The 22,933-nt window shown below is 39.0% G+C and carries 13 protein-coding genes; 8 read left to right on the forward strand and 5 right to left on the reverse strand.

The window, feature by feature from the left end; translation table 11 throughout:
• Nucleotides 1-94 precede the first annotated feature (94 nt).
• From AC0INN_RS12125 to AC0INN_RS12160, 8 genes are all read left to right on the forward strand, one after another.
• Nucleotides 95-2,326, forward strand: coding sequence for a GH92 family glycosyl hydrolase (locus AC0INN_RS12125; RefSeq protein ID WP_273650413.1), 2,232 nt, complete (start codon nucleotides 95-97; stop codon nucleotides 2,324-2,326).
• Between the two features lie 32 nt (nucleotides 2,327-2,358).
• A complete protein-coding gene (locus AC0INN_RS12130) occupies nucleotides 2,359-3,786 on the forward strand; it encodes a glycoside hydrolase family 125 protein (RefSeq protein ID WP_306613389.1) in 1,428 nt (475 codons plus the stop codon).
• A gap of 49 nt (nucleotides 3,787-3,835) precedes the next feature.
• Nucleotides 3,836-6,160 carry a glucosamine-6-phosphate isomerase gene (locus tag AC0INN_RS12135; RefSeq protein WP_172282147.1) on the forward strand — a complete coding sequence of 775 codons (2,325 nt, stop codon included), beginning with the start codon at nucleotides 3,836-3,838 and terminating at the stop codon, nucleotides 6,158-6,160.
• Between the two features lie 55 nt (nucleotides 6,161-6,215).
• Nucleotides 6,216-8,603 carry an endo-beta-N-acetylglucosaminidase H gene (locus AC0INN_RS12140; RefSeq protein WP_306613391.1) on the forward strand — a complete coding sequence of 796 codons (2,388 nt, stop codon included), beginning with the start codon at nucleotides 6,216-6,218 and terminating at the stop codon, nucleotides 8,601-8,603.
• A 185-nt stretch (nucleotides 8,604-8,788) separates the two neighbouring features.
• On the forward strand, nucleotides 8,789-9,655 hold the full coding sequence (locus AC0INN_RS12145; protein ID WP_306613393.1) for an ROK family protein: 867 nt from the start codon (nucleotides 8,789-8,791) through the stop codon (nucleotides 9,653-9,655).
• A 12-nt stretch (nucleotides 9,656-9,667) separates the two neighbouring features.
• The gene (locus tag AC0INN_RS12150) at nucleotides 9,668-11,938 is read left to right on the forward strand and encodes a GH92 family glycosyl hydrolase (RefSeq protein WP_306613395.1); all 2,271 of its coding nucleotides are present in this window, start codon (nucleotides 9,668-9,670) and stop codon (nucleotides 11,936-11,938) included.
• Between the two features lie 34 nt (nucleotides 11,939-11,972).
• On the forward strand, nucleotides 11,973-12,470 hold the full coding sequence (locus AC0INN_RS12155; RefSeq protein ID WP_273650420.1) for a cupin domain-containing protein: 498 nt from the start codon (nucleotides 11,973-11,975) through the stop codon (nucleotides 12,468-12,470).
• A 75-nt stretch (nucleotides 12,471-12,545) separates the two neighbouring features.
• The gene (locus AC0INN_RS12160; RefSeq protein ID WP_373428013.1) at nucleotides 12,546-14,657 is read left to right on the forward strand and encodes a glycoside hydrolase family 97 protein; all 2,112 of its coding nucleotides are present in this window, start codon (nucleotides 12,546-12,548) and stop codon (nucleotides 14,655-14,657) included.
• Nucleotides 14,658-14,708: 51 nt separating this feature from the next.
• Here AC0INN_RS12160 and AC0INN_RS12165 read toward each other — a convergent pair whose 3' ends face one another.
• The 5 genes from AC0INN_RS12165 to AC0INN_RS12185 form a co-directional block, all read right to left on the reverse strand.
• Nucleotides 14,709-16,052 carry a sugar porter family MFS transporter gene (locus AC0INN_RS12165; RefSeq protein ID WP_273650422.1) on the reverse strand — a complete coding sequence of 448 codons (1,344 nt, stop codon included), beginning with the start codon at nucleotides 16,050-16,052 and terminating at the stop codon, nucleotides 14,709-14,711.
• A 6-nt stretch (nucleotides 16,053-16,058) separates the two neighbouring features.
• On the reverse strand, nucleotides 16,059-17,813 hold the full coding sequence (locus AC0INN_RS12170) for a class I mannose-6-phosphate isomerase (protein ID WP_273650423.1): 1,755 nt from the start codon (nucleotides 17,811-17,813) through the stop codon (nucleotides 16,059-16,061).
• A gap of 29 nt (nucleotides 17,814-17,842) precedes the next feature.
• Complete coding sequence (locus tag AC0INN_RS12175; RefSeq protein ID WP_273650424.1) at nucleotides 17,843-18,766, reverse strand: ROK family protein; 924 nt, start codon at nucleotides 18,764-18,766, stop codon at nucleotides 17,843-17,845.
• Nucleotides 18,767-18,774: 8 nt separating this feature from the next.
• Nucleotides 18,775-22,101, reverse strand: coding sequence for a glycoside hydrolase family 38 N-terminal domain-containing protein (locus AC0INN_RS12180; RefSeq protein ID WP_273650425.1), 3,327 nt, complete (start codon nucleotides 22,099-22,101; stop codon nucleotides 18,775-18,777).
• Nucleotides 22,102-22,166: 65 nt separating this feature from the next.
• Nucleotides 22,167-22,922 (reverse strand): GntR family transcriptional regulator, encoded by a 756-nt coding sequence (locus tag AC0INN_RS12185; protein ID WP_172282165.1) that lies wholly within the window; start codon nucleotides 22,920-22,922, stop codon nucleotides 22,167-22,169.
• Nucleotides 22,923-22,933 lie beyond the last annotated feature (11 nt).

The raw sequence follows: 22,933 nt of genomic DNA on the forward strand, positions 1-22,933 counted from the left end.
ATTAAAACCATAAGGAAAAGCGTCATTTTCTCGCTTTTAAAATAAAATTTTCATTTTTTTGTGTAGTCTTAAAAATGTTCAAGATCTCTCCGTTATGAAAAAGGAACTGTTTATTTATTTTTTTGTTGTCCTGTTTGTTCAATCTGTTAACGCCCAACGTAGAGACGATGCGCTTTCATGGGTAGATCCGTTTATCGGAACCGGAGGGCACGGGCATACGTTTCCGGGAGCTACAACACCTTTCGGGATGATACAGCTGAGTCCGGATCAGAATACCAAAAGTGGTGACTGGGACTGGTGTTCAGGGTATCATTACAGCAGTAAAACGATTATGGGGTTCAGTCATAATCACCTTAGTGGAACAGGCTGGGCCGATCTCGGAGATATCTTAGTGATGCCAACTACCGGAAAAGTAAAAATGGTTCCGGGATCAGAAGAAAATCCTGATAGCGGATACCGTTCCAAATTCAGTCATGAAAGAGAAACTGCTGCTCCAGGGTATTATTCTGTAATGCTTGACAGCTATGGAATAAAAGCTGAACTGACGGCTTCTCCACGGGTAGGGTTTCATAAATATACATTTCCAAAAAGCGAAGAGGCTAATGTAATCATAGATCCTACCAACAAAATCTTCGGAAATATTTATCATACACTGGTAAGAATCCAGGGAAACAATAAGATTTCCGGTTATTGCTATAGTAATGGCTGGGGTGGTAAAAGATTTGCTTATTTTGTAATGGAGTTTTCAAAACCATTTAAATCATACGGAACCTATTCTGAAGGTAAAATAACAGAAAATGAAAGGTTTGCGCTGGCTAAAGATGCAAAGGCTTTTGTAAGATTTTCTACACAGGAAAATGAAAGCATTGAAGTAAAAGTCTCTTTATCCCCGGTAAGTACGGAAGGAGCACAGGAAAATTTTGATGCAGAAGCAAAGAATGTTGATTTTGCTCAAGCTAAAGAAACTGCCCAAAAAACATGGAGAGACCTGATCAACAGATTCCAGATCACAGGCGGAACCGATGACCAGAGAAAAATATTTTATACTGGTGTTTACCATACTTTCATTGCTCCGAATCTTTATATGGATACCAATGGAGATTATGTGGCTGCCCAGGAAAATATGAATACCAAATGGTTCACCAATTATAGCACATATTCTTATTGGGATGGCTTCAGAGCAACACATCCGTTGCTTACCATTATGGATCAGAAACACACCAAAGAATTTGCAAACTCATTGATCAGCAGGTATACAGATCGCAAGGATCACATGCCAATCTGGGAACTTTGTGGATATGACAATTTCTGTATGTTGGGCTACCATAGTGTTTCGGTTATTTGGGATGCTATTTCTAAAGGTGTACCGGGAATTGATCATGAGAAGGCGTTCGCTGCGATGAAAGATGCTTCCTTAACGGATAAAATGAGCAGCAGCGATGGCGGTGGAGGTCTTAACGATTACATTAAATTAGGGTATACTCCTTCAGAAAACGGAGCTTCTGTATCCGCCACCCTGGAATATGCCTATGATGATTGGTGCATCCAGCAATTGGCTGAAAAATTAGGAAAAAAAGAAGATGCAGAAGTATATAAAAAACGCTCAATGAATTTTCTTAATACTTTCAATAAAGAAAATAATCACTTCTGGCCTAAGCAAAAAAACGGACAATTTCTGGCTGATTTCCTTTTAAACGACTGGAAAAAGCTTCAGCCGCACTGGGTATCAGGAAACATCTGGGCATATGATTTCTTTGTTCCTCACCAGATCGATGAAATGATGAATCTTTATGGTGGAAAAAAGGGATTTGAAGAAAAATTAGATAGAACATTTACAGAAACCCTTAAAATGGAAGGGGAACAACATGTTGATATTTCAGGATTTATCGGATCTCTTGGATTTGGAGATGAACCGGGACACCATGTTCCTTATCTTTACAATTATGCAGGAGCTCCCTACAAAACCCAGAAAATGATCAAATTTATCCGTGACAATATGTACGCAGCAAAGCCGGACGGGATTGTAAATAATGAAGATTGCGGACAGATGTCTGCATGGTATATTTTCTCTTCTTTAGGTTTTTATCCCGTTACTCCGGGAAAACCTGTGTATGCGATCGGAGCACCACAATTCCCAAAAGCTTCCTTAAAGCTGGAGAACGGAAAAACATTTACTGTGATTGCAGAGAAAATATCGGATAAAAATATTTACGTTCAGAAAATGTTTTTGAATGGTAAAGAATTTAAAAGCTGGGAATTGAATCACAGTGATATTATGAATGGGGGTGAACTGAAATTTGTGATGGGAAGTAAGCCCGTAAAATAGAATTAATAAACAATAACGAAATATAAGTATCAATGGAAAGGAGAAAATTTATTAAAACAAGTGCACTGGCAGGAGCCGGATTATTATTTGCGCAGAATGCTTTTGCAAAAGGGCTAGGCGTAGAAGAATTCCCTGTTGTCCGTGTTCCTAAAGATAAAAGGCATTTTACCAGTGAAGCGGTAGAAAATGCTATCTCAGCCTTTAAAAAGAAAGTGAAAAATAAAGAATTGACCTGGCTTTTTGAAAACTGCTTTCCCAATACATTAGATACAACGGTTTTCTATACAGAAAACAAGGGAACACCGGATACTTATGTTATCACTGGAGATATAGATGCCATGTGGCTTCGTGACAGTTCTGCACAGGTTTTTCCTTACTTGCAGTTTTCAAAAAAAGATGATAAGCTGCACAAATTGATATCAGGAGTAATCCATAAACAGACCCAGTTTATTCTGAAGGATCCTTATGCGAATGCATTTTATAATGATGATCAAAAGATAAGTAAGTGGAAGGAGTACGATCATACGGATATGAAACCCGGTATACACGAAAGAAAATGGGAAATAGATTCACTCTGCTATCCAATCCGCCTTGCGTATCATTTCTGGAAAACGACCGGAGATACAAAACCTTTTGATAATAACTGGCTGCAAGGAATTAAGCTGACTCTGAAAACTTTTATTGAACAGCAGAGAAAAACAGGTTTAGGACCTTATCAGTTTGAAAGGACAACAGCCTGGGCTACCGATGGAATCCCAATGGGAGGATATGGATATCCTACAAAACCTGTTGGTCTTATCAGCTCCATGTTCCGACCAAGTGATGATGCTACCATTTATGCATTCCTTATACCTTCCAATTTATTTGCTGTGGTAAGTTTACGCCAGGCAGCAGAAATGGTTTCCCAGATCAAAAATGAAAAGGAACTGGCAAAACAATTAACGAGTCTTGCTGATGAGGTAGATGCTGCCATAAAGAAATATGGAATCTATGATCACCCGCAGTATGGAAAAATATATGCTTTTGAAACGAATGGTTTTGGTAGCTATAACCTAATGGATGATGCCAATTGTCCAAGCTTGTTGGGATTGCCTTATCTGGATGCTGTAAAAGCTGATGATCCTGTTTATCTTAATACCCGGAAATATGTATGGTCACAAGATAATCCTTTCTTTTTCAAGGGTAAGCTGGCAGAAGGAATCGGGGGTCCTCATATTGGTTTGGATATGATCTGGCCGATGAGTATCATTATGAAAGCACTAACAACCCAAGATAAAAGCGAGATCCGCTGGTGCATAGACACTTTACAAAAAACGCATGGAGGAACAGGTTTTATGCATGAGTCCTTCCATAAAGATAATGATAAGAAATTTACCAGAGAATGGTTTGCCTGGTCCAATACATTATTCGGAGAATTGTTATGGAAAACCTATAATGAAAATCCGGAACTGCTTGGATAAATTCAAAATTTAATAATCAAATTCAACACAAATAAAAAAAAATTAAAAGATGGAAAATACTAAAATTTTTACCCCCGTAGAGCTTACCTTTTTGAATGATGTTCCAAGAAGCAATAAGGTAAACGTTCCCTACATCGTCGTAGATAACTTTCCGAAGCTTGGGATGCTTTCGGCATTCCGGTTTCTGGAGTGGGTTCACAAGAATCCAAAAGGAGTTATCAGTCTGCCAACAGGAAAGACTCCGGAATATTTTATTTACTGGACAAAGTATATTCTCGATCATTGGGAGGAAGAAAATGTAGTAAGGCTAAGGGAAAAGCATCAGTTGTTATTCGCTGATAAACCATCGCTGGCTGATCTTCATTTTGTCCAAATTGATGAGTTTTATCCCATAAAATCTTCACAAGCTAATAGTTTTTATCATTATGTAAACAAATATTACATTGAAGGGTTTGGGCTTAAAAAAGAAAATGCTTTACTTATTAATTGTGATGAAATCCCTTTGGCGGAAGGTAAAAGTTTTGAAGAAGTTTTCCCGGACAGCAAAGTAAATCTTGAACTAAGATATCGTGAAGCCCTGAACCCTCTTGAAAAATTACAAAAAGAATCTATTTTCCTCATTGATAACTGGTGTTCAGGATATGAACAAAAAATCCGCCAATTGGGAGGGATTGGTTTTTTCCTAGGGGGTATTGGTCCAGACGGACACATTGCTTTTAATATCAAAGGTTCGGATCCTTATTCTACGACAAGGCTGACTTCGACTAATTTTGAGACGCAGGCAGTTGCTGCGGGAGATCTGGGAGGAATTGAAATTTCAAAAGAGCGTCTTGTGATCACCATAGGTCTTGAAACCATTATTTATAACAAAGATGCTGTTGCTATTATTTTTGCAGCAGGTGAAGCGAAGGCTCCTATGATCAAAGATGCAATGGAACTTCCTCCTTCCAATTTATATCCGGCTTCTGTCCTTTCCCAACTTTCTAACGGACGGTTTTATCTTACACAAGGTGCGGCAAGTATGCTGAAAGACTATATTGATAACTATTATCATTCTGGAAGCTGGTCCCAGGAAAAGACCGATAGAGCTGTAATGTCTCTGACCCAAAAGCTGAACAAATATGCAGAACATCTTTCGTTGGATGATCTGAAAGGGGATGATTATACAAAACTAATTCCGGATGTAAGCAATACTACGGTACAGCAAGTTATTGCGTCCATTGAAAATAAAATAAAAACAGGAACAAAACCGCTCAGCAATGAAGTCTTTTATCATACCGGACCCCATCATGATGATATTTCTTTAGGATTATTACCATATATTCATTATCAGTCCCGTAATGAGACCAATTCTTCTCACTATTCAGTTCTTACCTCCGGATTTACTGCTGTTACCAATAAATTTTTAATAAAAATCCTTCGCGATACGCTTTCTTTTATCGGAAGAGAAGAAGTTGAAATGCTCAATTATCCCGATTTTTTTGAAAACGGATATAAAAATAAAAAAGACAAAGATGTATATCATTATCTGATCAATATTGCCTCAGGAAATGAAGAAGAGCGGGCGAGAGCTGTTTCCCATAGAATGGTGAGGAATATTGTTGAACTCTGGAATCTGAAAAGCAAGTCTGGATTACGCGAAAAGATCAGGGAGATCATAGACACGGTTAACTCCAGCTATGACGGACAAAACCCTGAACCGAAAATTCAGATTTTAAAAGGGATGATCCGTGAATATGAGGAAGAGCTTGTATGGGCACATTTTGGGGTGAGAACAAAAAACGTAAGCCATCTGAGGCTCGGCTTTTATACGGGAGCCATTTTTACGGAAAAACCAAAAAGAGAACGGGATGTTCTTCCTATTTTACAACAGTTAAAGGAAATTAACCCTACAGTTATAAGTTTAGCTTTTGACCCTGAAGGAAGCGGCCCTGATACTCATTACAAAGTTTTGCAGGCTATCGCTGAAGCGGTAAGAGAATGGGGCAAAGAAAAAGATCTTTCCGGTCTTAAAATCTGGGGTTACAGAAATGTATGGTATCAGTTTAATGCTGCAGACGTCAGCCATATATTCCCCGTATCACTTAATGCCATGAGCACAATGGATGAGAGCTTTACCAACAGCTATCTGAGCCAGGTAGATGCATCCTTTCCAAGTTACCGTTACAATGGGAAGTTCAGCCATCTGTCAATACAAACCTGGGTAGAACAGCTCAAAGCGGTTCAGCTGGTATTAGGGAAACCATATTTTTATGATAACGAGAGTCCGAGGCTGAGGGCAACCCACGGATTATTATTCTTTAAAGAAATGAATGTAGAAGAATTCCTTCAATCTGCGAGGGAGCTGGAGAAGTCAACGGAAGGAGCCTTCTGACCCATTGTTATACCTCCGGATTTATAAACCAGGTCAAAAACGAAATAATTATACTATGAAAGGAAAATCTATTCTTATTGCATTGGTCTTATTAATAGGGCAGGCAACATCTTTATTACGGGCACAGCTTAATCCTTTGGGGATATGCTATGTGGAGGTTAATAACAGCAATATTCTGAACGCAGGGTCATATACTTTGCAAAACAGTAACAAACAACTTTTTGACGTTGCTATTATCTTCGCGGCCAACATCAATTATGATGTTTCCAAAAGCCGGGCTTATATTTCCAACAATAATAATGTGACAAAAGTATTAAACGATGTCGACACTTATGTAAGGCCTCTACAGCAAAAAGGAATCAAAGTATTATTAGATATCCTGGGGAATCATCAGGGGGCGGGTATCTGTAACTTTCCGACCCGGGAAGCGGCACGTGATTTTGCTTTGCAGATAGCCCACACCGTATATACCTATGGCCTGGATGGAGTTGATCTTGACGACGAATATGCAGATTATGGAAATAACGCTACCGGACAGCCGAATAACAGTTCTTTTGTTATGTTATTACAGGAGTTGAAAGCTGCCATGCCGGATAAATTAATTACATGGTATTACATTGGCCCGGCAACAACAAGGCAAGCTTATAATGGAGATAATGCCGGAAACTATATCAATTACGGATGGAACGCTTATTATGGCACTTATAATGCTCCTTCAATACCTCCTCTTGCCAATTCTAAAATTTCTGCGGCAGCAACCTGGATCCAGAATACTTCTGCTTCTACACTTTCTACTTTAGCAACGAGCACAAAGAATGACGGCTATGGCGTTTTTATGTGGTATGATCTTAAAGGAACCAATGCTGCCAGCTATCTGAGTACGGGATCTAACATTCTCTATAACGAGAACACACAACTTAGTGGCCAGCTGTATACCTGGACACAGGGAGCATCATGTGATCCACCATTAGGACTTGAGGTGACCAATGTTGCAGGAACTTCAGCTAAATTAAACTGGACTTCAAACGGTTCTCAAACCTACAATATAGATTATAAGGCAGCCAATTCAACAACGTGGATTAATTTGGCAACCAATTACTCCGGAAATAATATCAATGTAAACAACCTGGCTTTAAGTACAGATTATGATTGGAGAATTCAGTCCAATTGTTCTTCTACGCTGAAGAGTACATATCTTTTTGCTCCGAGATTTAATTCCGGAAGCGGATGTGAAATTCCGGCAGGCCTTAAGTCGGAAAACTTCCTGGGAACGACAACAAAGCTGTCATGGAATGCCGGAAGTGCAACTTCTTATACCTTACAGTATAAAACAGCTGCCGCTACAACATGGACAACGATTCAGAATATTACAACCAATACATATAATCTGCAAAATTTAACTGAAAATACAAATTACGTTTGGAAAGTACAGGGAGTATGCAGTGCATCTACTGTAAGTGCATATTCTGCAGAGGCTTCATTTAACAGTGGTTTTGCGCCGGTTCAAAGTCCTGGACCAAGATCTCTTTCTTTTAACGGCAGTAGTCATTATCTCAATGCCGGCCAGTTTAATCTAAGTGGGAATGCACTCACTTTTGAAGGATGGGTGAAAGTAAATGCGTTTAAAACTGCTTTCCCTAATATTTCTTCAGTAATTGGGATTGAAGTAGGAGATAATAATTCTGCCATTCTGAGATTTGGGGATGCCGGTCTTACAAACAATAAATTACAATTTATATTAAGTTTCGGCTCATCTCAGATTAAGCTGAACAGCAATACTGGATTGAATACCAACACGTGGTATCATATCGCTGCCACTTATGACGGAACGGCGATGAAAATTTATATTAACGGAACTCTTGATGCAAGTGCTGCAGCCACCGGAAACTTTACAGCCAATGGAATTCTTTATCTGGCAAGAAATTATGATAATTCAAGAACATTGAACGGTTTCCTTGATGAATTCCGGGTGTGGAAAAAAGCATTGACGGCTCAGGAAATTATGAATGACAAATGTAATATAGCTTCTAATAGTGCAGGGCTTGAGGCTAATTGGAAAATGGATGAGGGAAGTGGTAACGGAGCTTTAGACGCGACTTCGAATACACATTTTGCGACTCTTATTAATATGTCAAATGCCAACTGGACAACAGATGTACCTTGCAATATTTCATTATCAACAAAAGACAATGTTCTTGAAAAAGGAAATAATGTCTATCCAAACCCTGTTAAAAAGGGAAATGATATTCATTTTGTAATTAATGATCGTTCTGCTAGTGAAGTATCCCTATATGATCTTTCAGGGAAGTTGATCAAAAAACAGAGTGTAGATAAAGATAAAATAACGATCAATACTCAAGCTTTATCGTCCGGAACATATATTTATAAAGTGGAATCAAAAAATGACCGCATTATATTTTCAGGAAAAATAATAGTGGATTAAGTCTTTAAAAAATTAATAAAATTATACAGTTAGAATTTAAATTTGGAATCTAAGATAGGCAGACAAGTGGCAGGAACATTTAAAAAATGAATTTAGGAATTATTGAATAATAATGATTTTGCTTTCTTGTTTGTCTGTTTTTAGATGATCAGATATATCTACTGGAATTAAAAAATAAGAGAATTATGCAAAATGCATTAGGTATAGACATTGGCGGATCGCATATTACAATGGCTCAGGTAGATCCTGAAAAGCATGAAATTATAGGTTCCACTTATATCAGGGAGCATGTTGACTCATTTGGCGGACGGGAAGATATTTTTTCCGCCTGGGTTTCTGCAATCGGAAAAGCTGTAGTAAATCTGAACAGGGAAGAACTCCTTATAGGCATTGCAATGCCGGGACCTTTTGATTATAAAAACGGAATTTCTCTCATGCAGCAGGGAAAATTTATCGATATCTACCAAATAAATATCAAAGAAGAACTGGCCAGCAGGCTTTCTATATTAAATGAACAGATCCACTTTGTAAATGACGCTGCCGCATTTCTGGAAGGCGAAGTTTTCGGAGGTTGCGTCACTGAATATAACCGTGTATTTGGGATAACGCTGGGAACAGGATTAGGAACAACATTCTACAATGGTGAGACTTCAACAGATGAGGATTTGTGGAATTCTCCTTTTAAAGATTCCTTAGCTGAAGATTATCTTGCCACTCGATGGTTTGTTAAACGATATGCGGAATTAACAGGAAGCGAAATCTCAGGAACCAAAGAATTACTTGATAAGCCTAAAGACATCCAATCCAGGATATTTCAGGAGTATGCAGATTCTTTCTCGGAATTTATTGTCAAATATGTATGGGATTACAGGCCGGAGGTCCTTGTAATAGGAGGAAACATTGCGAAAGCATATCCTTATTTTGAAGAAAGATTTAGTGAGAATTTAGTAAAAAATAATATTAACTTGCCTGTTAAAATTTCGGTTATTTTTGAAGACGCTGCCATCTTAGGTGCTGCAAGCTATGCTTTGAAGAAGACCTTAATCAACTAATAAAATGATATAATGAAGTTTTTATTTTCAACTCTTTTTCTCCTGCTTAATGCGCTGGTTTTTGGTCAGAATCCGTCTCCTGCAGATTATGTAAATCCATTAATGGGAACCCAATCTAAGCCATCATTGTCTAACGGTAATACTTATCCTGCGATAGGGCTTCCATGGGGAATGAATATCTGGACTCCCCAAACAGGTAAAATGGGTGATGGATGGGCTTACACATATGATGCGGATAAGATCAGAGGATTTAAACAAACACATCAGCCCTCTCCATGGATGAATGATTATGGAGCATTTGCAATTATGCCAGGTGTCGGAAAACTCAGGTTTAAAGAAGAAGATCGTGCCAGCTGGTTCAGCCATAAAGCAGAAATTGCAAAACCATATTTTTATAGTGTTTATCTCGCTGATATTAATGTTACTACGGAGTTTACACCCACAGAAAGAGCCGCATTTTTCAAATTTGATTTCCCTAAAACGGATAGTGCTTATGTTGTAATTGACGTGCTGAATAAAGGTTCTTATATCAAAATTCTTCCGAAACAAAGGAAAATCATAGGATACACGACTAAGTATGCCAGAGGAAAATATGAGAGTTTTAAAAACTATTTTATTGTTCAGTTTGATAAAGACTTTGATGTAACGACAACATGGAAAGATGATCGGTTGGTAAATGATCAATTGGAAATTACCAGCGATCACACAGGAGCCATAGTTGGATTTAAGTTAAAAAATAAAGAATCGGTTTATGCAAAGGTAGCTTCATCATTTATCAGTTTCGAACAGGCAGAAATTAACCTTAAAAGGGAAATTGCCGGCCGCAGTTTTGAGCAGGTAAAAGATAATGCGAAAGAGATATGGAACAAGACACTTGGAAAGATTGAAGTAAAGGGAGGAACAGATCAGCAAATGAAAACCTTTTATTCCTCTTTATACAGAACCTTATTTTTCCCACAAAAATTATATGAGATCGATGCTCAGAATAAAGTGAAGCACTGGAGTCCGTACAACAGTAAAATATTGGATGGGAAAATGTTTGCAGGAACCGGTTTTTGGGATACATTTCGTGCATTATACCCATTTCTGAATCTCGTATATCCAAGCATCAACGTAGAGATGCAGGAAGGCCTTGCCAATGCTTACAAAGAAGGAGGTTTTCTGCCAGAGTGGAGCAGTCCCGGCTATTCTGATATTATGATCGGGAACAATTCTGCTTCCGTTGTTGCTGATGCTTACATTAAAGGATTGCGTGGATATGATATTGAAACCTTATGGCAGGCCGTAAAACACGGGGCGAATAATGAAGGTCCTATTGAGGCTGTCGGCCGTAAAGGGGTGGAATATTATAATACCCTGGGATATGTTCCATATGATGTGAAAATTAATGAGAATGCAGCCCGTACTTTAGAATATGCTTACGATGACTTTTCGATTTATCAGTTAGGAAAAGCTTTAGGGAAACCAGCGTCAGAAATTGACATCTACAAAAAAAGAGCCTACAACTATAAGAATATGTTCGATCCTGAAACAGGTCTTATGCGAGGTAAAAATAAAGACGGAAAATTTCAGTCACCTTTTAATCCTTTTAAATGGGGAGATGCCTTTACCGAAGGAAACAGCTGGCATTACACATGGTCGGTTTTCCAGGATATAGATGGTCTTGCAAAGCTGATGGGTGGTAAAAAGAAATTCGAAGCCAAACTGGATGAGGTATTTTCTCTTCCTCCTGTTTTTGATGATAGCTACTATGGAAGTGTGATCCATGAAATAAGGGAAATGCAGATCATGAATATGGGGCAGTATGCCCACGGTAACCAGCCTATACAGCATATGATCTACCTGTATAATTATGCCGGAGCGCCATATAAAACCCAATATTGGGCAAGGCAGGTAATGGATAAACTTTATCAGGCCACACCGGACGGATATTGTGGGGATGAGGATAACGGGCAAACTTCTGCATGGTATGTTTTTTCTGCATTAGGATTTTATCCGGTAACACCCGCTACGGATCAATATGTTTTAGGGGCGCCGTTGTTTAAAGAAGTTACCGTACATCTGGAGAACGGTAAAAATATCGAAATAAAGGCTCCGGAGAATAGCAGTGAGAATCTTTACGTAAAATCTCTGAATGTAAACAATCAGCCTTACTCCAGAAACTGGTTGAGTCACAAAGACCTTCTGCATGGTGCAGTTCTGGATTTCAAGATGAGCAATCAGCCGAATAAAGAAAGAGGATCACAGGAAAAGGACTTTCCTTATTCGATGTCAAAAGAATAAATCATTTTAACAATAAACTTTAATAGCGATAATTATGAGTGCGGAAAAGAAAGAAATATTTGATAAAGTAGAAAAGATGCTAGGAGCTCAGGGCTTTAATCTTGTTGCAAAAGATGATACAAGACCGTGGGGTGGATTTTTTGTGATTGATGAAGCGCAGGCACAGGATTTTGCGAATCAATATTTTGACGGAATAGATGTGGAAAGCCTGAAGATCGGAGGAAAATTAAGCCCGAAAATTCTTCTGGTGGCGCCACAGGCAAGATTGAGCTGGCAGTATCACCACAGGAGAGCAGAAATCTGGCAGGTTGTTGAAGGAACAGTAGGTATAAAAAGAAGTAATACCGATGAAGAAGGTGAACTGCAGGAATACAAGCCAAAGGATCAGGTAAAACTTCAACAGGGAGAAAGACACCGATTGATCGGACTGGATGGCTGGGGTGTTGTAGCCGAGATCTGGCAGCATACGGATGCATCAAATCCATCGGATGAAGATGATATTGTAAGAGTACAGGATGATTTCGGAAGATAATTCCGGTAAGTATAATTGATCTCTGTCCGCCATTTTCCCAGAGAATGGCGGACAGTGTTTTTTAAGATTATTATAATGAAAATAAAGACTATATACTTTTGTATGAGTATGTTGTTCACGATTGTTACGAACGGACAACTACTCTCGTCACCCAATAATCAGTTTAAACTGAACTTTAAAATAGAAGGGGAGGGAACTCCATATTATTCATTAAATTATAAAGATAAAACGGTTTTAAAAGAAAGCCAGTTAGGATTTGTTTTAAAACCCTCTTATTCCTATTTCTCCGATTTTAAAGTAGAGGGGATTGATTACTCATCTTCCAATAAAACCTGGAGGCCGGTTTGGGGACCCAATAAGGAAGTAGCTGATCATTACAATGAAATGCTTGTCCATTTAGTTCAAGATAAAACCGGCTGGAAACTGGATATCAGATTCAGGCTATTTGACGATGGTTTAGGTTTCCGGTATGAGTTTCCTGTCCAAAAGGATTTAAGGCATTTTACCATAAGCAGTGAGAAAACAAGCTTTAATTTAGGAAAAGATTATAAGGCATTTTGGATCCCTGCCGATTATGATACGAATGAGTTTCCGGTTACTACATCAAATCTGTCCGAAATTTCAAAGCTGATCGATGAGGTACGCAAAGAACCTCTGGCAGCAAAAGCACCCAGTGCCAGTCTTGCTGTACAAACACCTTTGATGCTGAAATCAAAAGACGGAATTTATATTAATATTCATGAAGCAGCTCTTATCAATTTTGCTGCAATGACACTCAATCTTGATGAGAAGAATTTTATTCTTTCTTCCAATCTGACACCTGATAAAAACGGAGACAGGGGTTTTGTTCAAACAGGTTCTGTAAGCCCATGGCGAACTTTGATTATCAGCAGTGACGCAAGAGATATTTTGGCTTCCAACCTGATTGTTAATCTTAATGAGCCAAGCAAAATTGAGGATACTTCATGGATCAAGCCGACCAAATACATTGGAGTATGGTGGGAATATTTTATAGGAGGTGGATCTACCTGGGCTTATTCAGACGATCAGGATATCCGGATCGGGCAAACGGATTATAAAACCCTCAAGCCGAATGGCAGACATGGCGCGAATACCAAGCATGTTAAAGAATACATTGATTTTGCTTCAGAAAACGGCTTTGATGCTGTTTTAGTGGAAGGATGGAATGAAGGATGGGAAGATAATCAGGCTTACAGAAAAGAACATATTTATAGCTTTACCAAAGCTTATCCCGATTTTGATGTAAAAGAACTGCAGGCTTATGCCAAAAGCAAAAATGTAAAGATTATCATGCATCACGAAACAACATCATCTGCGGTAGATTATGAAAGACAATTGATGGACGCATTTCAGTTTATGAAAGACAATGGATACGATGCCGTAAAAACCGGATATGTAGGGCCAATTATCCCGCGGAGTGAATATCATGACAGCCAATGGATGGTTAACCATTACAACTACGTTGCTGAAATGGCTGCAAAATATCATATTATGGTAGATTCACATGAAGCAGTGCGGCCAACAGGTCTTTACAGGACTTACCCCAATTGGATTGCTCAGGAATCGGCACGCGGAACAGAATTTGAATCTTTCAATGGCAACCGTCCGGATCATACCACCATATTGCCATTTACAAGGCTAATAGGAGGCCCGATGGACTATACACCAGGGATATTCGAAGGAGATCTTTCGGTTTATGGAACTAATAAAGCGAAGTTGAGTACAACGCTTACCAAGCAATTAGCACTTTATGTTACAATGTACAGCCCGCTTCAGATGGCTGCAGATCTGATTGATAATTACAAAAAATATCCTGATGCTTTTCAGTTTATCAAAGACGTGGCAGTAGATTGGGATTCTTCATATATTCTTGAGGCCGAGCCGGGTGATTATATTACCATTGCAAGGAAAGCTAAAAATAAAGATGAATGGTTTGTAGGAAGTATTACTGATGAAAATCCAAGAGAAGCAACGGTAGATTTGTCATTTCTACCTAAAAACCAAAAATTTGAAGCGGTAATTTATAAAGACGGTAAAAATGCCAGCTGGAAAAACAATCCTAAAAGTTATGAGATCTCCAGACAAATAGTGAGAACCAATACTAAGCTGAAAATCAAAGCGGCTCCCGGTGGGGGATTTGCGATGAGTATAAAGCCGGTAAAATAATAAAGAGTGATTGAAATCCCAAAATTAAGAATTTCAATCACTCTTTTTCTTTTATAGAGAATTATGTATTTCCTCTAAGGTTTTTCCTTTGGTCTCAGGTACTTTTTTCCATACAAACAAGAGTGCTGTGATAGCGATGGCCATGTATAACCAAAATGTAAAAGCATTACCAATAATTCCGACAAGAACCGGAAAAGTTTGGGAAACTAAAAAAACGGCTGACCACAGAAAGAAAGTAGCCACGGACATAGCGGTAGCTCGAGCCTTTGTTGGAAAGATTTCTGCAATAACCACAAATGCAAGAGGACCAAGGGACATGGCAAAACAAGCAATGTATCCAAGGATCGCGATAAGTATCAGATACCCCTTTTGTTCATTAAAAAAGGCAAAACCAATAATAAATAAACAAATAGCCATGCCGGAAATACCAAGAAGCAGTAACTTTTTTCGTCCCCATGTGTCTACATATTTTATGGCTACAAAAGTAAAAAGAACATTGATGATCCCCACGAGAACGGTTTGCATGAATGCAGAGTCTGAGCCGACTCCCGTTGCCTTGAAAATCTCAGGAGCATAATACATAATTGCATTGATGCCGGTAATTTGTGAGAATATAGCAAGGAAGATACCTATAGCCAATGCCCGTTTTAATTTGGGCTCCTTAAGCGCGCTGAAAGAAAGAGATTTTTCCTCTTTTAAAGCCCCCTTGATGGAATCCAGCTCCTGCCGGGCAGTCGTAGGATCATTGATGGTTTTCAGGATTGCTAATGCCTCAGTTTCTCTTTTTTGTCCGGCCAGCCAACGCGGACTCTCAGGAACAGTGAAGAGCAACAGAATAAAGATAACGGCAGGAATAATTCCCGAACCAAACATCCATCGCCATCCTGTCGAAATATTCCAGCTTTCGTTATGAATGCCGGCAATATAGGCATTCACAAAATAGATAACCAGAATACCACTCACGATTCCCAGTTGGAATATGGATATCAGACGTCCTCTTATGGCTGCAGGAGCCATTTCTGAAATATACATCGGCGAGAGCATGGAAGCAATTCCGATACCCATTCCTCCTATTATCCGGAATACTACAAATATCCACAGATTAGGAGCCAGTGATGTTCCTATGGATGAAATAGTAAACAATAAACCCGAAAGCATTAATACTTTTTTACGACCGATACGATCACTTAATGTTCCTGAATACACAGCACCTATGATGCAGCCCAGCAGAGCACATGAAGCTACCCAGCCTGTCATCAGATCGGATAAATGATAATAAGTTCGCATAAAGCCAATTGCTCCGGAGATTACAGCGGTATCATAACCGAATAACAATCCGCCTACTGATGCTACAAGAGTTGCCTTAAGGATTGTAGAATGAAACGTTTGCTGCATAGATGTTTATTTTATAACTTTTTGAGAAATCATCTGAGTACGTATGCTCGCTTTAATAGTCACACATTCTTTTCCTTCACTCTCTCCATATGGGCTTATGGTATACAGTCTTACATGGGCCGGAACGATAAATGTTTCAGCATAATGAATAACATAAGGCTCAAAAAGATGTTCTGGGCTTTCTACAATAATTTCCCTTCCATCAACAAGGTTGAGTACATTTACCACACCTCCGGTATGATGAACTACTTTTTTAGTAAACCAATGTCTTCTTGTTTCAATAAATGATAATGCATCTAAACCTGTACGTTCTTCCCGCCAGCCATCTCCTTCAGCAATAGGTTCTGTAAGGTTTAGTATATTTTCTTTGGTCCATGAAGTTGTTCGATCCCATTGTATAACATTTTTACCATGTGCCAATGATATGGGACGCGGTTTGCCATCCAGTCCCATACGCCCCCAATCCCATAATTTAAAAGTAAAAATATAAGGAGTTGCACTGATTTCCAATACCACAGAATTCGCTCCCGAACAATGTACAGTGCCCGAAGGAATAGATACATGATCATGTTTGCGGACCGGCCATTTTTGTACATACTTCTCTGCGTCAAAAGGAACCTGATCATATTGCGCAGCTTCCAGCTCCTTCATCATAAGCTGAGGGTCAATATTTTCTTTTAACCCCAAATAGACAAAAGCATCTTCTTTAGCATCCAGCATATAGTAACTTTCATCCTGTGTATAGGACATCCCGAACTTTTCTTTGATGTATTCCTTAAGCGGATGTACCTGTAGACTCAGATTACCCCCTTCCATAGTGTCCAGAAAGTCAAAACGGATAGGAAACTCATCCCCGAATCCCTCATATACTTCTTTTCCCAGCAAAGCTTCTGGCTGGAAAAAAACAAGATTGGAAGAAGGTATTTCTACAACCTGGTTTCCGAAACCCAATAAGAGACTATTCTCTTCAGGGACACAATCAAATCCCCAGGCGTAATTCGGAAGACTTCTGTCCAGGTCACATACCTCTTTTAGCCACTGGCCTCCCCATGGGCCGGGATCAAAAAACGGGACAACTCTGAAAGGAGCGCTTAACGTTTGCTGAAATGCATCAAATAAAGAAACAGTACTTATCATTTTAGGTTGATGTGGTATGGTCGTATCCAGAAGAAACTGACACTTATTCAATATTTGTTTCTTATAATGGTCACTAACGCGCCAGTCTACAAAATAAGCATGTTTGTATTGATATGCAAAAGAATCAGTATAGTTGGTTCTGCCCAGATTGCAGGCTGTATCTTTTCGGAAACGCATTTGTATTTCCCATCGAGGCATATCTGCATACATGGAAAGGTCTGCCTCGTCTGCAATTAAAGTGGCACCAGGGCCTATGATCACAGCACAATCCCCGATTTCTGATAGAAGGCTTTTGAGATCTTTAATCTTTTTAAAATCAAAATAATCTTCCAGTTTTAGGGAGGATATATAGCCAAATACAGGATCATCCGTTACATAAGGCTGTATCAATGCTGCAATTTCTTTTTCCGGTTTCATGGCCTGAATGGTATTGATCACCAATTCCGGATTTAGGATCTCTTTCAATGAGCTGATGACCTCTTCCAGATAAACCCCTGGATAGCACTCAATCGCGATAACTCTAGGATTACTTTCTTTTATTTGTTCAGTAATATTCTGCCAACCTGAAAAACAAGAGTGGCCTTTGATTTCAATGACGGGATGTTTATTAAAGTTTGATTTCATCTTGTGCAATGTTTATCAGTCATATTATTTTATTGGTTGTTGATGAGATGGGCTATGCCCAATAGGGCAGCTGTGCCGGAGAATTTTCCTTCAGTAAGATGAACTTTTCCCCAGGGTGTCCATGCGTAAGTTTCAATATAATTCCGTAAATAGGGTATGATAGAAGAACTGCTGGCCATAATCCCGCCGGTAAGCACCAGTATTTCCGGGTCATAAGCATGAATCAGATTAACAGCACATGCAGACCATGCCTGAAGGCTCTGATTCCTGATTTCTAATGCTTTTGTATTTCCTTCTTCAGCCAGAGTAAAGATCATTTCATAATCAACTACCGAAGAAGCTGGCAGATCTTCTGATTTACGCATGTTTGCGAGATTCCATGTTGAAGCTTCCGTTTCTACACAACCTTTATTGCCACAATTACATACATTCCCTTTATAATTGATCACCGAATGTCCTCCAAGAATACCCGCCGTAAAGTGTTTCCCCTTCAATAATTTTCCTTCTATGATAGCCGCACTGCCTATTCCAGTTCCCAGTGTCATGAGAACTGCATTGTCATGATTTTGTGCATTACCATATATCCATTCTCCTACCAACGCACTCCTGGCATCATTCTCTATGAAAAAAGGAAGATTAAACATCTTCTGGCTCCATTCCTCTAAATCGATTTCAGGAGCATCTCCAAATTTCTTATCGATAGAAAGTACTTTTTTCCGGTGGCTGTCTACGATCCCGGGAGAAGCAATACCTAATCCACCCAGATCCGATAAAGAAAGTTGTTGGGGTTTTAATAAATTTTCTACAGCTTCCCGGATATAAGGAAGCCTGGATCTGAGACCATTTGTGGAATAGGCATCAATAGAGGTGGAATCCAGTAAAATGCCATCTTGCACAATGCCGATTTTAATCTTTGTACCTCCCATATCTATGGCAATAACCGGTTTCGACATAACTTTAATTAAGGAATAAGTTTAATTTCAATAACATCCATTCCTGATAAACTAAGTTTTTCGTCAGGTGTTATTGTTTTGCCTGTTTTTACATCAATAAGCTGAGATGGTTTTAGCTTTTCCCAGGCAAATGTTGTTGTCTGTTCCCGCTCGTCTGGATTGTATAGTCTTATAATAAAGCTGTGATCTTCTTGTGGTGTTACACTTGTCACAACAATTTTGTCATTGCCAACTTTGAAAAGACTTCCGCCAACTTTGAATTTTTCATCGACAGAAACGGCAATAAGAGGTTGCGTAAAAGCAGACGCATACTTCTCATTGTCTACTGAATCAAATGATCCATGTGGACGTAGAGCATAGCGGTAATGCACAGGACCTTCCTGATCTGCTTTATAGTTGGTGTGCCAATAGTTGTTCATCGCATAGCTGAACCAATTGGTAGTGCCGGGAGCTCCTTTGTCTTTCCATTTTTTGTGGCTGTTATCAATAACCATTCTTTCGTCGATCATCTCAGTAGCTTCAATAAGGGGTGCTTCTAAAACCATCCATTGCATTCCCTTTTGTCCAAAAGAAGCATCTACCCATCGGCGGCTATACCAATAATCCATGTTGGAACCGGGAAGCTGATCAGTAAGATACCTCATGATACCATAACCTGCATCTACTGTTATATTCTTGAACTCAGCATTGAAGGGAAAACCAAAGTGAACCGATTCTTTGGTACGTATAGGTTTTTTATCCACAATATTTTCCAATCCTACTTCATCACTATCCGCAAACAAAGTAAGAATTCTTTCCAGTTTATTAGCACCTGGTGCTTCTGATATCAGAGAGATTTTGCTCATAACAGGTCCATTCTCTAATACTTTTATCTGCACATTCATGTTGGATTGAGCTTCCTTTGGATCAGAACCAGGAACATACCAATAACTGTTTAACCCTTGGTTGTTAAAAATTCCTACGTAATTAATATTGTTGTTATCGGTAAACTGGGTAATGCTTCCAGTCTTATGATCCCAGGTCACAGCAACCTTTCCATTAGAAATACTATTGTTAGTAACAGAAAAAGGCTTTGCGGAAGATACTTTTGCTTTAATGATAATGTAGTTTGCTGACCCTAGTGGTGGAACATCTTTTGCGATGAATATCATAGTTCCGTCCTGCAGCTTTTGTAAAGGAGCTGTATGACCTGATGCATCCTGGACGGCATTCCCCAATGATGTTCCAGGAATAATTACCGCACCACTTCGTAACCATGATGAGGTGTTGAAAACTGCAATGGTTTTGGATACAGGATTGGTTATAGGCTTTAGTAAATCAGCTTCCAGTTTGTTAGCCAAAGAACTTCCGTCAGTAGAAAACTGCTTTTTTACCTGCCATTGATCTTTAACGAACGGAAGGTCAGGAGCAGTAATACTATTAAAGGCTCCCCAGGTATGCTCATGAAATAAAATGACATTTCTCCATGCTTCATAAAAACTTTGGCTGTTATATTGAGTAGGATTGAGCATTGAGTACAGGGTGGTTAGCTGTTGTAGCTTAAGGCTGCTGTTTCGGTTAATCCCTTCTTCCCTGGCCGTAGACATTGCTCCGTCTTCCCAATGCGGACTGATATCTCCTTTTACTATTGGAAGCTGATCTCCATATTTCTTTTCAAAAACTTCAAACATCTTTTCATTCGTACTGAGAACGATTTTAGGCGAGATATATTTTTTATTCCACTCATCTACAAACTTTGATATTGAAGGATCTATAGGACCATTATCAGAAACAATATTATAACGCCACTGTACCATATCATAAGGATAATTGGTTTTGGTAAGGTCATCAAGATATTCAGCAATCTTTCTTTGCCCGTTTTCAAATACACCACCCGGATGGATGCCGTGCCATGAAGAATAACCTCTTCCGGCTGTCCAGAATAATATTTTTTCTTTACCCGAAGGCGATTGCCACCATACTGGTTTATCTCCCCAGTTTTTTACAAAATTTCCAACCCGGTCTCCAAGATATGGGTTGGTTTTTCCAAGATAATTGGGGCCACTGGAAAAATATTTTACTCCCGATGCAGTAAGTGCAGGAACCAATGACCAGGCAAAGCCGGGAACATCAGACATCATGGCACTGTTGATCTTTAATCCATATTCTTTTTCCAGCTTTTTCCCATATTCCGTGTAATGGTATAATTCTTCGGGCTGGCTAAGTCCCGTTAAAATATTACCATACATTGCTGAAAGACCTATATCTCCTTCTTTTACTGCTTTTACAAATAATTGTTTATCCTGAGGAGTAGCTTTTCGCATAAAGTTTTCTACATCCCATAGTGCTTCGACATTATATTTAAAACGAGCTTCTTCAGGTAAGTTCCGTGTTTTCTCAATCATTTTCAAGGCATCATATATATTTTGAGTATGAATCCTTTCCACTTCAGATTGTAAATGGGAATATCCTACATCCGTATGAGAATGATGTATGAAATATAAGGTGCGGGGAACGATAGCTCCAGCCTCAATAGTTTTACGGAGAAGTTCCTTATTACCGGAGGTAACTGATAACTGAACACTGCCTCCTTCAGGTGCAAGATCTACAGGTAGGTCAAATGTTTTAATACCATCCGGCATAGTAAAGGAGAAGGAATTCTTATTGTTTATTTTAGCCGTAATTTTTTGTTCAGGACCAAAGTGTAATGTAGTAAGGGTAATAAGACGTTTTCCATCTTTTAAAATGAACGGAGTGGAGGAAGCATCCATTTTCTCCTGGAAGGTAAATTTGTATGTCATGAACCAGTCCCTGCTATCCTGAGCTTGTCCTACAAGTTTCAGACGTAAAGGTTTTCCCGGAGTTACTTTATTGGCAGGAACTCTGAGATACGCAATACCATAAGAATCTTTTAAGCCGTCCATTTTAGTCTGGTTGAATACAAATGCAGTACTGTCTGCTGCTTTGGAAATCCAGTCCGGATGCTTATTTCCGGGATAAGTAGTGAGAGTCAGTGCTTTTTGATCGTTGATGTACAAGTCAAAATGGCGAATACCCCCACTGCTTCCCGAAGAATGGGAGACCAGCCAGTTAAAATATACATATTGCTTATTGCCTTTTTGTGGCACAGGAGCAGTTTCCCACTCAATTGCTTTTGCGCCATCCGTTGTGCGCGTAAGCAAAGCTCTCGTTGCATGATCCGGAAATGCAGAGAAATAATCAATATTCTCACCACTTATTTCCTTTTCATAACCGTTGGTAGACTGTATGTTACCAAAATAAGGAACTTTTTTTTGACTATAAACAAAATTGCCTGTCATCAGGAAGGACATCAGCAAAAGAAAATACTTGTACATGGACTTCATTTTTGGTTATATGTTAGAATGTTTGAACATATTAATGTCTAAAAAAATAAAACCTGCTAAGAAGATTTATTAATATCTATCGTATAGGTAAACTTATCAGAACGGTAGTATCCCACATTATATTCTACCGGCTTTCCATTGATATCATACACGAAACGCTCTCGTTTCAGAACCGGAAAAGCAGCCGGTACTTTTAGTTTCTTTCCTATCACGGCACCAGCCTGGCAGGCGCTTATATTTTCACGGGACCGGTGTACTATGACTCCATGATTCTCCTGCAACATGCTATACAATGGCATATCAAAATCATCATTTTTATCAAGGCCTATTCTTGGATGAAAATAGCTTTCAAAATAGACAATCGGATCACCGGAATTTTCTCCTTTTAATTTAGAAAGCTTAAATATTTTTTTATCTGGTGAACTGTTAAAAAAATGGCAGATTTCTTCATTAGGCTGTACTGTTTCTGTTTTTAACAATTGGTTAATTACATGAATACCTTTCTCCTGCATTTCTCTTGTAAAACTATACCAATGATCCAATCCTGTTGTAAGGCTTTTATTTTCAGCCACACGTGTTCCGACCCCTTTTTTCCGTACAATAAGACCTTCATGTTCCAGTTTATTGGTTGCCTGTCGGATGGTGTTCCGGGAAACTCCCCAAAGATTAGCCAGATCAACTTCCTTAGGTAACAGAGCTCCTTTTTTATAAACTTCCATCTTGATAAGTTTACGGAAAAGTTCTTCTACCTGTACATGCAGAGGGAGTTTACTATGATGATCTATCGTGAAATCTTTGGTTGGTATGTTCATACATATTAGAA

The organism is Chryseobacterium subflavum (assembly GCF_055762745.1).

Excerpts from the sequence above, each read along its gene's own strand:
- AC0INN_RS12125 (WP_273650413.1), top strand. The coding sequence starts at position 95 with ATGAAAAAGGAACTGTTTATTTATTTTTTTGTTGTCCTGTTTGTTCAA.
- AC0INN_RS12130 (WP_306613389.1), top strand. The coding sequence starts at position 2,359 with ATGGAAAGGAGAAAATTTATTAAAACAAGTGCACTGGCAGGAGCCGGA.
- AC0INN_RS12135 (WP_172282147.1), top strand. The coding sequence starts at position 3,836 with ATGGAAAATACTAAAATTTTTACCCCCGTAGAGCTTACCTTTTTGAAT.
- AC0INN_RS12140 (WP_306613391.1), top strand. The coding sequence starts at position 6,216 with ATGAAAGGAAAATCTATTCTTATTGCATTGGTCTTATTAATAGGGCAG.
- AC0INN_RS12145 (WP_306613393.1), top strand. The coding sequence starts at position 8,789 with ATGCAAAATGCATTAGGTATAGACATTGGCGGATCGCATATTACAATG.
- AC0INN_RS12150 (WP_306613395.1), top strand. The coding sequence starts at position 9,668 with ATGAAGTTTTTATTTTCAACTCTTTTTCTCCTGCTTAATGCGCTGGTT.
- AC0INN_RS12155 (WP_273650420.1), top strand. The coding sequence starts at position 11,973 with ATGAGTGCGGAAAAGAAAGAAATATTTGATAAAGTAGAAAAGATGCTA.
- AC0INN_RS12160 (WP_373428013.1), top strand. The coding sequence starts at position 12,546 with ATGAAAATAAAGACTATATACTTTTGTATGAGTATGTTGTTCACGATT.
- AC0INN_RS12165 (WP_273650422.1), bottom strand. The coding sequence starts at position 16,052 with ATGCAGCAAACGTTTCATTCTACAATCCTTAAGGCAACTCTTGTAGCA.
- AC0INN_RS12170 (WP_273650423.1), bottom strand. The coding sequence starts at position 17,813 with ATGAAATCAAACTTTAATAAACATCCCGTCATTGAAATCAAAGGCCAC.
- AC0INN_RS12175 (WP_273650424.1), bottom strand. The coding sequence starts at position 18,766 with ATGTCGAAACCGGTTATTGCCATAGATATGGGAGGTACAAAGATTAAA.
- AC0INN_RS12180 (WP_273650425.1), bottom strand. The coding sequence starts at position 22,101 with ATGTACAAGTATTTTCTTTTGCTGATGTCCTTCCTGATGACAGGCAAT.
- AC0INN_RS12185 (WP_172282165.1), bottom strand. The coding sequence starts at position 22,922 with ATGAACATACCAACCAAAGATTTCACGATAGATCATCATAGTAAACTC.